Genomic DNA, 12,860 nt, shown 5'->3' on the forward strand with positions numbered 1-12,860 from the left:
AACGCTCGTGGAGCAGGCGTAAGACCAGCTTCCGCCGCAAGGCGGAGGAAGGCTATCTGCGTCGAAGCGAGAATCCCCCGGCTTCAGCCATGGGGAGTGTCAAGGGTGCTGAAAACATGTCGGGCGTGTGTTTGGCTATGTTTCGAGCATGATTCGTTCGAATGACAACTCCGAGAAGCCTTTCTGTCTTCCCGGGGGTGCTCACTGGGTGGAAACAATCCTTGCGTAGACTCACATCGAAGCTGAGAGGGAAGACACGCAAGGGAGAAACCTTATGAGTTCAGACAACCAGCTGCATGCCGACCAGCATGCGCAGGCCTGCGCTTCTTCAGAGAACGAGGGACTCTACCGTCCCGAGTTCGAGCATGATGCCTGCGGCATCGGCGCGCTTGCCCATCTGAAGGGCCAGCGTTCCCACCAGATGATCGACGACGCCCTGAGCGTCCTTGTGAACCTCGAGCACCGTGGCGGCAAGGGCCTCGAGCACAATACCGGCGACGGCGCCGGCATCCTGTTCCAGGTGCCGCACCGCTTCTTCCGCCGCGAGGCACAGCGCTATGGCTACCTTCTGCCGGATGAGGGCGACTACGGTGTCGCTATGCTCTTCTTCCCGCAGGATGAAGAGGGCCTCGCTGTCGCAAAGCGCGTATTCGAGGATGGCTGCGCCGAGCAGGGCATTCCTCTGCTCTTCTGGCGCTCGGTTCCGACGGATGCCCACGACCTCGGCGAGACCGCCAAGGCATGCATGCCGACGATCGTCCAGGCATTCCTGGGCCGTCCCGAGAACGTGGAGCGTGGCCAGGCGTTCGAGCGTGCGCTCTATGTCTGCCGCCGCGTCATCGAGAAGAAGGCCGACGCTGAGAGCGCGCTTTCGGGCAAGATCTTCTATGTCTGCTCGATGAGCAGCCGCACGATCGTCTACAAGGGCATGCTTGTCGCGACGCAGATGCGCCGCTTCTATCCTGATCTGGCCGATGCTTCGACCGAGTCCTCGATTGCGCTTGTGCACTCCCGCTACTCCACGAACACGACGCCGAGCTGGGAGCGTGCACACCCGAACCGCTACATCATCCACAACGGCGAGATCAACACGCTCAAGGGCAACGTGAACTGGATTCGTGCCCGTGAGCCGGGCCTGTACTCTCCTGTCATGGGTGCAGACTTGAAAAAGGTCATCCCCATCATCAACCGTGAGGGCTCAGACTCTGCCATCCTCGACAACGTGCTCGAGTTCCTGACCATGAACGGCCGCTCGCTTCCGCGTGCGGTCTCGATGCTCCTGCCTGAGCCGTGGGACAAGAACCCGAGCCTCTCGGAAAAGCGCCGCGCCTATGACTCCTACCAGTCCATGCTCATGGAGTCCTGGGATGGCCCTGCTGCCATCGCCTTCACGGACGGCATCGTCACGGGCGCTGCCCTTGACAGAAACGGCCTGCGTCCTGCCCGCTACTATGTGACACGCGATGACCGCCTGATCCTCACCTCCGAGGTCGGTGCCCTTCGCTGCGACCCTGAAGAGGTGCTCCAGACCGGCTCTCTCGGCCCGGGTCAGATGCTTCTTGTCGATCCTGCAAAGGGCCGCGTGCTCTGGGACGACGAAATCAAGGAGGCCTTCGCAAACCAGAAGCCATACCGTGACTGGGCTGCCGCGGAGACGATCGACGTCGAGGACCTGAAGCCTGCAGACTCCGATCCCTTCGAGCAGCATGATGCAAAGGTGCCGCTCGTGACGAGGCTTGCCCGCCACGGCTACCACTTCGACGATGTGGAAGAGGCAATACTTCCTATGGCACAGAAGGGCGCAGCCCCTCTGGCTTCCATGGGTGCAGACATTCCTCTGGCAGTGCTTTCCCGCCACCCGCGCTCGTTCTTCGACTACTTCAACCAGCTCTTCGCCCAGGTCACGAACCCGCCTATCGATGCACTTCGTGAGAGCTTCGTGACGTCGACCCTGCTCTATCTCGGCAACCATGGCAACCTCCTCGAGGACATGCGCGACAACTGCCGCCTCGTGCGTCTCCAGGGCCCGATCCTCACGAAGGACGAGTTCGACCGCATCTGCGCTATCGACCATGAGGGATTCGAGGCACGCCGCTTCTTTGCCACCTACGAGCGTGACGGCGGAGATGACGCACTGGAGAAGGCGCTTGACGAGCTCGGCGACGAGATCGTCGCAGCCGTGCGCGAGGGCGTGAACATCATCGTCCTCTCCGACCGTGCAGCAGACGGCGAAGTCTCCATCCCGTCGCTTCTTGCTGTCGGCTCTGTCCACAACCGCCTGCTTGCTGCCGGCATCCGTACCCGTGCCGACCTCGTGGTCGAGTGCGGCGATGCAATCACGCCGCATGACTTCGCGACGCTTGTCGGCTACTCTGCCTCCGGCATCTATCCGTACATGGCCCATGACTGCATCCGTGCGCTCTCCGAGAAGGGCGAGCTTGCCCTTTCCGCCGAAGAGGGCATCGCGAACTACAACAAGGCAATCACGAAGGGCATCGTCTCCGTCATGTCCAAGATGGGCATCTCGACGATGCAGGGCTACCACTCTGCCCAGATCTTCGAGATCGTCGGCTTCTCGAAGGAGTTCGTGGACAAGAACTTCAAGAACACGGTCTCCCGTGTCGGCGGCCTGGGCGTGGCCGATGTCGAGCGCGAGTGCAACGAGCGCTACGACGAGGCAGAGGCTCTGAAGAAGAGCCCGGCTCCCGACCAGCTTGCAAGCTCCGGCCTTACGAAGTGGAGGCCTCTCGGCGGCGAGGACCACATGATCACGCCGCAGGTCATCTACCTCCTCCAGCGTGCTGTGCGCGAGGGCGACTACGATCTCTTCAAGCAGTACTCGAAGGCGCTCCATCCGAAGAACCGCTCGATCGTCCTGCGCGACCTTCTCGAGTTCGTGCCGCTTGCCTCGGGTCCTGTGCCTCTCGACGAGGTCGAGCCTGCCTCTGAGATCGTGAAGCACTTCACGACGGGCGCCATGTCCTACGGCGCCATCTCCGAAGAGGCACATGAGTGCATGGCCATCGCAATGAACCGCATCGGTGCGAAGTCGAACACCGGCGAGGGCGGCGAGAACCCGTCCCGCGAGACGACGCTTCCGAACGGCGATTCGAAGCTCTCTGCAATCAAGCAGGTGGCATCGGCGCGCTTCGGCGTCACGAGCCGCTACCTCATGAGCGCAAAGGAGATCCAGATCAAGCTTGCTCAAGGCGCAAAGCCGGGCGAGGGCGGACACCTGCCGGGCCGCAAGGTCTGGCCGTGGGTCGCTGAGGTTCGCCGCTCGACGCCGGGCGTCGGCCTGATCTCGCCTCCGCCTCATCACGACATCTACTCGATCGAGGACCTGGCAGAGCTCATCTTCGACCTCAAGAATGCCAACCCGGGCGCCCGCATCTCCGTGAAGCTCGTCTCCGAGGCAGGCGTCGGCACGATTGCCACAGGCGTAGCCAAGGGTGGCGCAAACAAGATCACGATCTCCGGCGCCAATGGCGGTACCGGTGCAGCCCCGCGCGACTCCATCTACCATGCAGGACTGCCCCTCGAGCTTGGCCTCGCCGAGACGCAGCAGACGCTTCTCAGGAACGGCCTCCGCTCCCGTGTCGTGCTCGAGGCTGACGGCAAGCTCATGGACGGCCGCGATGTGGCCGTAGCATGTCTGCTCGGTGCCGAGGAGTTCGGCTTCGCGACGGCGGTCTGCCTCTCCATGGGCTGCCTCATGCAGCGCGACTGCCAGCAGGACACCTGCCCGATCGGCCTTGCCACCCAGAACTGCCGCCTGCGCAAGTGCTTCGTCGGCAAGCCTGAGCACGTCGTGAACTTCATGATGTTCGTGGCAGAGGAGCTCAGAGAGCACATGGCCCAGCTCGGCTTCCGCACGGTCGACGAGATGGTCGGACATCCCGAGTGCCTGCGCCAGGTCAAGGTGGAGAACAACTGGAAGGCCAACACGCTCGACCTCTCGCCGATCCTGGCCCAGGTCACGAACGAGTTCGGCAAGGATATCCCGGGCGCCGAGGCAAAGCACTATCTGCCGAGCATGGCTATGGACTCAGGGCTCTCCCAGACGCTCGACTCCACGCTCTTCATCCCGTACACGAAGACGGCCAGGGAATCGCTTCGTCCTATCCGCTTCCATGCGGACATCTCGAACGTGAACCGCTGCGTCGGTACGATGCTCGGCTCTGCCGTGACGGCAAAGCATCCCGAGGGCCTGCCTGAGGGCTCGATCACGATTGACTGCGAGGGCTCGGGCGGTCAGTCCTTCGGCGCATTCCTGCCGGCGGGCATCACGCTCAACATCTCGGGCGATGCGAATGACTACTTCGGCAAGGGCCTCTCCGGCGGCATCCTGACGGTGGCTCCTCCTGCATCGGCGACGTTCAAGTTCAACGAGAATGTCGCAATCGGCAACGTTGCCTTCTACGGCGCCACGTCGGGCAAGGGCTTCATCAACGGTCTTGCCGGCCAGCGCTTCGGCGTCCGCAACTCCGGCGCCACGATCGTGTGCGAGGGCGTGGGCAACCACGGCTGCGAGTACATGACAGGCGGCGTGGCACTCATCCTCGGCGAGGTCGGACAGAACTTTGCAGCCGGCATGTCCGGCGGCATCGCCTACGTGTTCGACGAGCACCGCACGCTCAAGGACCGCACGAACATGGACATGGTCAGCCTGAAGCCGGTCGACGGGGACGACATCACGCTCATCCACAGCCTCATCGAGGAGCATGTCCGCCGCACGAAGAGCCCGCTCGGCATCAAGATGCTCTACCGCTTCGACGATATCGTGCCTGAGTTCGTGAAGGTCATCCCGCACGAGTACGAGCGTGCCCTCACCCTCACGCGCGAGGCGGAGAAGCAGGGCAAGAGCCACGAGGATGCGGTCGAGTATGCATTCGAGACCATGAGGAAGGAGATGTAGGCCATGGGAAAGCCAGGAGCATATCTTTCGATCGATCGCCAGGAACATGGCATGCGTCCTGCCAAGGACGCGCTCAAGGACTTCGGCGAGCTTGCCCAGCCTCTCTCCGAAGAGCTGCAGGAGCTGCAGGCCAGCCGCTGCATGTACTGCGGTGTCGCGTTCTGCCAGACCGGCATCTCGTTCGGTCCGGCCCGTACGTCCGGCTGCCCGCTCCACAACCTGATTCCTGAGTGGAACGATCTTCTCTGCCGCGGCCTCTGGGACGATGCGGCTGCACGCATGAGCCTCACGAACCCGTTCCCCGAGTTCACGGGCAGAGTCTGCCCGGCACTCTGCGAGGTGGCCTGCAACCTGGGCCTCCACCAGGAGCCGATGACGATCAGGGACGACGAACGTGCCATCTCCGATCACGCCTGGGGGTCCGGCTACATGAAGCCGCTTGCGAAGCACGCAGACGACGCAAAGAGCGTCGCCGTCGTGGGCTCTGGCCCCTCCGGCCTGGCAGCTGCCTGGGAGCTTGCCCGCCGCGGCTTTGCCGTGACGGTTGTCGAGAAGTCTGACCGTGCAGGCGGCCTTCTCATGTATGGCATCCCGAACATGAAGCTCCCGAAGGAGGTCGTCGAGCGCCGTGTCAAGCTCATGGAGGACTCCGGCATCGTGTTCGAGACCTCCCGCGATGTGACCGATCCGGCCGTGGCCGAGTGGCTCAAGAACAGCTTCGACGCTATCGTCGTCGCTGCAGGCGCTGGCGCTGCCCGCACGCTCAGGGTGCCGGGTGCAGACGGGGAGGGCGTCGTCCTCGCCGTCGACTATCTGACCTCCTCGACGAAGTCGGTCCTTTCCGGCAAGGCTCCTGCCATCTCTGCCAAGGGCAAGGACGTCGTCGTCATCGGCGGCGGCGATACGGGCACGGACTGCGTCGCAACGGCGCTTCGCCAGGGTGCCAAGAGCGTCCACCAGCTCGAGTTCCTGCCTGCTCCTCCGGATGCAAGGAAGCCCGGCAACGCCTGGCCTGAGTGGCCAAATGTGAAGAAGACCGACTATGGCCAGCTCGAGGCTGAGGCAGTCCAGGGAGCCGACCCGCGCTCCTGGGCATCTGACACCATGGAGGTCCTCCGTGGCGAGGACGGCTCGCTTCAGGGCCTCAAGGTCGCGGACCTCGACTGGAGCGCCGGCAAGCCGCAGCGTATCGAGGGCTCCGAGCATGAGCTGCCGGCCCAGCTTGTCCTCATTGCAATGGGCTTTTCTGGCCCCACGGCCGAGGTCCTCTCTGCACTCGGCGTCGAGATGCACGAGTTCCGCGGCGGCGTCCGTCCGACGCTTGCGGCGGAAGACTCCCACCGCGCGGAGGCAGAAGGAGAGACCCCGGTCTTTGTGGCAGGCGACACGAGGAATGGCTCCTCGCTCGTCGTCACGGCCATTGCTGATGGCCTGGCCTGCGCCAAGGAAGCAGCGGAAGCACTCTGATCTACGTCCAGGCGCAGCCTCAAGCGCTGCGCCTGGTTTCTTTGCAGCACGTCCGAGTCTTGAAAGGGGCGGCCATGGCGGAAAGAGATCTCACACAGCAAAGCGGGGATGCGCCTCAGGCACCCCAGTGGGTCGATGGCACCTCCGAAGATGACGGGGAAAGCGATATTCCCCTGGTATGGATGGAGGACGGCGACGAGCATCCTTTCGTTCCCGCAACGGGAGACAACGAACCTTGGCTTGATGTCATGAACACGATGCTGGAGGACGAGAGGAAGCGCGAGCCGAAAGAGAAGCCCAAGCACGAGGAGGATCCTGAAGAGGCGGAGCGCCGCCGCATGAAGGACGATCTCCTGAAGTGGGTGTAGAAGATCTGGAAGATACGAGCGGCCCGGGGTCTTGAGGCTCCGGGCCGCTCGTCTTGTCTCAGGTAGGTCTTTTTCGTCTAGCGGACGATATCAGGGGCGCCCTCTCCTTCGGACATGAAGTCGCCGTTGTAGTTCCTGTTGCCAGTCAGAGGGAAGAGGTCCTTGCCGGCAAGGAAGGCCTCTGCAGCCTCAGGCCAGCTCTTCTCGGCCGCCTCGAAGACATCGAGGAAGCTCTCGGTGGATTCTTTTCCGGTAGCAGGATCTTTCCAGACATGGTGCTCCGTATTGGCAGAAGCGCAGGACGTATCGTGGTGTGCCGGATGCACAAGGGAGGCGAGCATCGAATATTCGCGGGCAAGTTCCTCAACATTCGTGAGCGTGATTTCGGAGAGCCTGCCTTTCGGCTCGAGCGCATGGTAGAGGCGCGCATAGTCGCGCACGGCATGGCCATACTGCCTGCCGTCGAGCGGAAGGCCATATACCTCATGGGCTGTCTGGGAGAAGAGAGCAGAGCCTATGCGCGAGATCTGAGGCGTCGTCTCGAGGGCACGCTGCGCTGCCTCGCCGGTCTCTGCTCCTTCTTCTTTCCTTGCCCACAGGAGCCAAGAGTCGATATCTGCCTCTATCACGGCATGTACCTCGCTATGCGCGGAGACAAGGTCTGGATCCTGGACACCGAGCGCCTCCTGCTCTGCATAGACGAAGGGGTGCGCGTGGGAGTCGAGCCAGTAGTGGGCAAAGAGGCCGACCGTGAAGGCACGGCCGATGCTCTGGTCCTCCTTGGGCAGGGCCAGGACAGCAGCACGCAGGGATTCGAGCGCTGCTGCCACCTTCTCGGCGTGCATCTGGTTTGCCAGCACGTGGCAGGTGTGGTTGTGGGTGACCGGTCCTGTCCAGCGGCAGAAGAAGGGATCGGGCCCCTGGGAGCCGAGGATATAGGCACGCTGCTCTTCGCCGTTCGAGAAGAGCTCGTGCGGCAGATAGGGGAGCGTCTCCTTAGCAAAGAGGCTGTGGGTGATGAGTGCAGGCATGAAGAACCTCGCTTTCAGCTTATCTGATGGAAACGTGCAGCGAAGGCCATATGGCACCTTTCAGCTGGCAAAGCGGCTAGAATAGGCACTTTGCTGCTGCGGGAGGCGCCTCGAGAACAGGTGCCAGAAATTCGAGGCCACGCGTGAACATAGCTGAGATCGTCCTTCTGGGTGCTGCTCTGTCGGCAGATGCCTTTGCTGTCACTGTCTCTGATGCTTGTACCTATACCCATGAACGGCGGCGCCGACTGTTCCTGATGCCGGTCTTCTTCGGATTTTTCCAGGCACTCATGCCCTGCCTCGGCTATGTGCTGAGCGGCCTTGCGGCAGATCTCATCGAGAGATATGCAGGCATCGTCACCCTCGTGATCTTGGGCATCATCGGCGGCAGCATGCTGATTGAAGGCATCAAGTCGCTCAAGAAGGAGAAGCCGGAAGACTGCGAATGCTGCGGAGACACAAACCGGCACCTCACGGTCTGGACCTTGATCCTTCAGGCCATCGCCACCGCTATCGATGCCTTCGCGGTCGGTGTGAGCCTTCGTGCCGAGGGTGTGCCTATCCTGGCCTCCTCGGCCATCATCGGCTGCACCACCTTCGCGTTCTGCATCGTGGCGCTCTTCATCGGACGCCGCCTCGGCACGCTTCTGGGGGACCGGGCCGAAGTCGCAGGCGGCTGTGTCCTCATCCTTATCGGCCTCAAGGCCTGCTTCCTGTAGCTCTGTATGGATTCTGGGCGCCTGTCTATGCACGTGGGCGAATGGGTAACAAGGGCTCTGGCACAAATTGGCTTATGAATGCTGGCTTTTCCTCAAGGAGGCTTTCCTCAATGGATTTCCTGAAACGCATATTCCGTCACGGCAAGTCGAGCACGCTGCTCTCGGGCGCGTTCCTTGCGCTCCTCGGCGTCATCTGCCTCGGCTATACCGAGGATGCCGTCCTCGGCATCGTCCGCCTTGTCGGTATTGTCTCCCTTGTCCTCGGCATCACGAAGTTCGTCGATGTCTTCATCAACAAGATGAAGGACCCGGCGCTTGTGAGCGCAGGCGTCGTCGAGGTCGTCCTCGGCCTCATCCTGACCCTTGCTCCCGATGCCTTCATCGTGATCGTCTTCATCATCCTCGGCGTTGCCGTCATCGGCTGCGGCATCACGGCGGTCGAGGAGAGCAAGGAAGGCACAGGCACGCACGACAAGGTTGTCGGCATCTGCGATATCGTCCTCGGTGCGATCATGGCGATCGCTCCCTTCGCCTTCATCAACGCGATCGGCATCATCTCGGGCCTGGCCCTGCTTGTGGCGGGCTCCACGCAGATCCTCGCATCGATGAAGATGCCGGAGGAGAGCTTCGCGAAGAAGCGGTAGGACAGAAGGAATCTTGGCTGGACGCCCGTCTGCACATGAGCAGGCGGGCGTCTTGCCGAAGAATTGGCGCATTCTGGGGCCGGCAGCTGCCGGCCCCTTCCGAATGTAGGAGAATGGCACTGAACAGACAGGATGCCCGCGCATAGGCACAGGATCGGAAGGGTTGGCCATGGACAATATCACCCGCAGGGACTTCTTCGGTGCAGCCGGCACGCTTGCGGCAGCTCTGGGACTTGCTGCCTGCAGCTCGGGCTCATCCTCTGGCACGACGACGACCACATCCGATCCGGTCGGTGCAGGGTCTGACCTCATCGAGGCAGCGCAGGCAGAGGGCTCGATCTCTGTGCTCGGCTCCTGTGGCGAGGAGTACCTGAAGGCAGCAGCTGCGCACTTCAAGGAGCTCTACAATATCAAGGTCGACTACAAGCATCTCGCGACCGGCGAGGCGCAGTCCTTGATCGAGTCTGAGGCCGGAGCTCCCACCTACGACATCTGGTTCGGCGGCACGACCGATCCCTACAATATCGTCTCGGACGAGAAGCTGTTCGACAGCTCCTATCTGCCGAAGAACTCCTCGCACCTCATGAGCGAGTCCTATATGTCCTCGAACAACGACTGGTTCGGCATCTACAAGGGACTCTTGGGCATCATGTACAACAAGGAGGAGCTCGAGCGTCTCGGGGCAGATGCGCCGAAGGACTGGCCAGATCTGCTCTCCGATTCCTACAAGGGCCTCATCTGGACCGCAAACTACGAGACGAGCGGCACCGCGCGCCTCTTCATGAACACGATCGTCCAGCTCTATGGGCACGACCAGGGCATGCAGTACCTGACGCAGCTCGACAAGAACGTCCAGGTCTATACGAAGGTCGGCGCCATGCCAGTCAAGAACCTCGGCACAGGGGAGTGCGTCATCGCTGTCGGCTTCCTGCACGACGGAATCGCGCAGATCGAGGACAACCACTACGAGAACATCGAGCTTGTCCAGCCGACATCGGGCGTTTCCTACGAGATCGGCGCTACGGCTGCGCTCAAGGGCTGCGCGCATCCGAATGCCGCAAAGCTCTGGCTCGAGTATGCGCTCTCGCCTGAGTGCGTCGAGCTCGGTGCAAAGAACGGCTCCTACCAGAACCTCGTGATCGACAACGCGACGCAGCCGTCCCAGGTGAGCAAGCACAAGCTCAACCCGGACAATGTGATGGACTACGACTTCGAGAACGCGAAGGAGCACACGACTGCCTATGTCCAGGAGATCATGGGCATCATAGGCGGCACGGACTCGCGTTTCGAACGCTAGATACGAAACAAGAGCTGAAACCGACAAGCCGGATTCAAGGGCGCCAAAGCGGGTATGAGCCTCATCAAGGATATACCTGAAGGCGCCCTTTGTGCGTCTTCGAGAGAAGGGGCAGCTATGGAATTCAGATTTCAGCGTTCGAAGGCAGGTGCGATACTCTCTGGCATCGCCTTCATCATCCTGGGCATCGTCGCATTCACGCATCCAGCGAATGCAACGCTCTTCCTGACCGAGGTCACGGGCTGGGTCCTCATCGTGCTCGGCGTCTGCGGCCTCGTGATGGCATTCACGCACTTCAGCATCATGCTCTCGCAGCTCGACTTCTACGGCGGCCTTCTGGCGCTGCTCCTGGGCATCCTGGTCGTGAACTGGCCGCAGTTCTTCGTAGCCTGGATCTTCGTGCTTTTGGGCATCTACGTGATGATTGCCGGCTTCAACTCCGTCTTTGCTGCCAACTCCCTGCGCATGCTCGGCGTCTCCGGTTCTGGCGGCGCCATGTTCGGAGGCTTCCTCATGGCATTTCTGGGCCTTCTGCTCATGATGTCGCCGTTCATGATGGCAAGCGTGTCGATGATGGTGGCAGGGGTCGCCCTTGTCTACTCGGGCGTCGTGAGCATCATCGACGGCATCCGCATGAAGAAGCACGAAGACGCCTGAATCTCACGGCAATACCGATAATCCGGAGGTCTTGGCCTACATTGCCGGAGCCTCTTTCCATAATGCGGCAGTCCGGTCGTGCAGCCAAAGCCTGATCCACGACGCACGGCGGAGGTCCTCTGTTTCTTGAACGAGTCCCTGTCGCCCTGCTGCATATCGACCAGTCGCAACCTTTGAGCTTTATTTGGGTCTACGAATTGGTTTTGCGTCGGGCGGAAATGCCGCCTATGCCTCCTTGGAACAAGCTCGGTCCATCACGAAGCGGAAGGAGCCTCGGATAGACAAGACAACGAAGGAGAGGGCGCTCAGGCTACCTGGACAGAAGGCTGGCGGCGCAGGGGTCGCATATCAGGAAACAGCGCCCGGTGCGGGATGCAACAGATACCAGCTCATCCGGCTCCCGCTCATTCTTGAGGAATCCGGGGAGGCTGCGGCACTTGCTCGCGGTAGTTCAGGATCGAGGCCATGCCGTACTGTGCTGCTGGGGCGCGCATGGCCCGGCGGGATGCACTCCGATGACACCGGGACAGGGCACGGACCCGGAAAGTCCAGGAGAAAGGGATCCTCCAAGGACTACGAGGCCTGCATCGCTGCCGCAATCGGGTCGTCTGACCTGTTTCCGCGACCGCATTGCCGCTTGACAGGGGTTCGGGTCATATGAGCACCCAGCGAGACGGATTCAGGACGGCCTCCCTGCCTGGCCAGAACGGGCCTCTACACCAACTTTTTCACACTACCGAGTTTTGGGGCAGACTGTCTAGCAAGTGAGCTTTAAGCACATATCTTCAGGTGCCGATTATTGCGGTGCGCTATGGAAACGCTGAACAATTGCGAGCAGCGGCATCCCGCTTTCCTGCAGCAGCCGGAGCGGCTGCCGCAGGCCTTCTCCATGCCCTGCGCACCAGCCCGCATCCGCCTCCAGGCATCCGCAGGGCCGCTCCGGACGCCTGGAGGCCCGCCTTCTGGCAGCTAGGCTATGGCGGGCCCCAGGAAGTCTGCCTGCCTTCCTGCCCTTGCGACCATGAGCATGTTGGCGCCCGTGAAGAGGATGCGCATCCTGCATCCGTTCTTCCGCAGGCCCCGGCAGCGCGCCTTCGAAAAGCCGAAGGTCTGCTTGAGGATGTGGAAGACGTGCTCCACATGGGCCCTCACGCTCGCCTTCCTGCGCTCTGAACCGCAGGAAGGTACAGCGCATCATGAGGAAGTTCGGCATCGTGTGGGAGGGGAAGCGCGGGAGGCCCTGCGGCCCGATCGGCCAGGACGGGAGCCCAAGGTGGCGCCCAATGCCGTGGACAGGGACTTCAGGCGCGGCGCTCCCCTCAAGGCCGTCTCCACCGACATCGCCTGCCTCCCATGCATGGACGAGGGCTTCGTCTGCATGTCCGGAATCCTGGACTGCCAGACAGATGTGCTGCTTGCCCAAAAATGCTCCATCTCGATGGAGGAGAGGCTCGTGCTGGAAACATGTGTTTTGTCAAGCAGAAGTGAACGGTAATATCACCAGGAATTGAACGCTGCAGGCACGGGAACCAGACATCCGGTGTTCAATTCCTGTGCCTGAATGCGCCGCATGGAGACTGCTAGGCCAGCTGCCCTTCAGGCGTGCTATCTCCCGACGTGCTATCTCCCGATATGAGAGCATGCCTCATGCGCCAGGACTCGCCGCTGAACTTCAGAAGCCTCCCGTGATGGCAGATGCGGTCTATCACGGCAGCAGCCATCTGGTCGTCCCCGAAGACGGCGCCCCAGCGCGCGAACT

General features: G+C 61.8%; 10 protein-coding genes. 7 read left to right on the top strand and 3 right to left on the bottom strand.

What is annotated here, in order from left to right:
• Positions 1-274 precede the first annotated feature (274 nt).
• The 3 genes from gltB to VXJ24_RS08445 all read left to right on the top strand — a co-directional run bounded on the left by gltB (position 275) and on the right by VXJ24_RS08445 (position 6,753).
• A complete protein-coding gene (gene gltB / locus VXJ24_RS08435) occupies positions 275-4,918 on the top strand; it encodes a glutamate synthase large subunit (RefSeq protein WP_330972491.1) in 4,644 nt (1,547 codons plus the stop codon).
• A gap of 3 nt (positions 4,919-4,921) precedes the next feature.
• Complete coding sequence (locus VXJ24_RS08440; RefSeq protein ID WP_330972492.1) at positions 4,922-6,385, top strand: glutamate synthase subunit beta; 1,464 nt, start codon at positions 4,922-4,924, stop codon at positions 6,383-6,385.
• A gap of 74 nt (positions 6,386-6,459) precedes the next feature.
• Positions 6,460-6,753, top strand: coding sequence for a hypothetical protein (locus tag VXJ24_RS08445; RefSeq protein ID WP_330972493.1), 294 nt, complete (start codon positions 6,460-6,462; stop codon positions 6,751-6,753).
• Positions 6,754-6,830: 77 nt separating this feature from the next.
• Here VXJ24_RS08445 and VXJ24_RS08450 read toward each other — a convergent pair whose 3' ends face one another.
• Positions 6,831-7,784: a zinc dependent phospholipase C family protein gene (locus VXJ24_RS08450; RefSeq protein ID WP_330972494.1), complete on the bottom strand. Its 954-nt coding sequence runs from the start codon at positions 7,782-7,784 to the stop codon at positions 6,831-6,833.
• Positions 7,785-7,927: 143 nt separating this feature from the next.
• Between VXJ24_RS08450 and VXJ24_RS08455 the strand changes: the two genes are divergently transcribed.
• The 4 genes from VXJ24_RS08455 (at position 7,928) to VXJ24_RS08470 (ending at position 11,101) form a co-directional block, all read left to right on the top strand.
• Entirely contained in the window at positions 7,928-8,503 is a 576-nt protein-coding gene (locus VXJ24_RS08455; protein WP_330972495.1) for a manganese efflux pump MntP, read from the top strand.
• A gap of 110 nt (positions 8,504-8,613) precedes the next feature.
• Positions 8,614-9,147 carry a DUF308 domain-containing protein gene (locus tag VXJ24_RS08460; protein WP_330972496.1) on the top strand — a complete coding sequence of 178 codons (534 nt, stop codon included), beginning with the start codon at positions 8,614-8,616 and terminating at the stop codon, positions 9,145-9,147.
• A gap of 169 nt (positions 9,148-9,316) precedes the next feature.
• On the top strand, positions 9,317-10,444 hold the full coding sequence (locus VXJ24_RS08465; RefSeq protein ID WP_330972497.1) for an ABC transporter substrate-binding protein: 1,128 nt from the start codon (positions 9,317-9,319) through the stop codon (positions 10,442-10,444).
• Positions 10,445-10,561: 117 nt separating this feature from the next.
• On the top strand, positions 10,562-11,101 hold the full coding sequence (locus tag VXJ24_RS08470; protein WP_330972498.1) for an HdeD family acid-resistance protein: 540 nt from the start codon (positions 10,562-10,564) through the stop codon (positions 11,099-11,101).
• A gap of 969 nt (positions 11,102-12,070) precedes the next feature.
• Here the strand turns inward: VXJ24_RS08470 and VXJ24_RS08475 are convergent.
• Positions 12,071-12,253, bottom strand: coding sequence for a transposase (locus VXJ24_RS08475; protein ID WP_330972499.1), 183 nt, complete (start codon positions 12,251-12,253; stop codon positions 12,071-12,073).
• 428 nt (positions 12,254-12,681) lie between these two features.
• The coding region (locus VXJ24_RS08480; protein WP_330972500.1) for an ATP-binding protein at positions 12,682-12,860 on the bottom strand (179 nt) is incomplete at its 5' end.

The sequence above is a fragment of the Olsenella kribbiana genome (genome assembly GCF_036408795.1).
Classification (GTDB): domain Bacteria; phylum Actinomycetota; class Coriobacteriia; order Coriobacteriales; family Atopobiaceae; genus Olsenella_L; species Olsenella_L kribbiana.

What these genes read in the sequence shown, in the direction of transcription:
- VXJ24_RS08460 (WP_330972496.1), top strand. Translation starts at nt 8,614, where the DNA reads ATGGATTTCCTGAAACGCATATTCCGTCACGGCAAGTCGAGCACGCTG.
- gltB (WP_330972491.1), top strand. Translation starts at nt 275, where the DNA reads ATGAGTTCAGACAACCAGCTGCATGCCGACCAGCATGCGCAGGCCTGC.
- VXJ24_RS08440 (WP_330972492.1), top strand. Translation starts at nt 4,922, where the DNA reads ATGGGAAAGCCAGGAGCATATCTTTCGATCGATCGCCAGGAACATGGC.
- VXJ24_RS08470 (WP_330972498.1), top strand. Translation starts at nt 10,562, where the DNA reads ATGGAATTCAGATTTCAGCGTTCGAAGGCAGGTGCGATACTCTCTGGC.
- VXJ24_RS08465 (WP_330972497.1), top strand. Translation starts at nt 9,317, where the DNA reads ATGGACAATATCACCCGCAGGGACTTCTTCGGTGCAGCCGGCACGCTT.
- VXJ24_RS08445 (WP_330972493.1), top strand. Translation starts at nt 6,460, where the DNA reads ATGGCGGAAAGAGATCTCACACAGCAAAGCGGGGATGCGCCTCAGGCA.
- VXJ24_RS08450 (WP_330972494.1), bottom strand. Translation starts at nt 7,784, where the DNA reads ATGCCTGCACTCATCACCCACAGCCTCTTTGCTAAGGAGACGCTCCCC.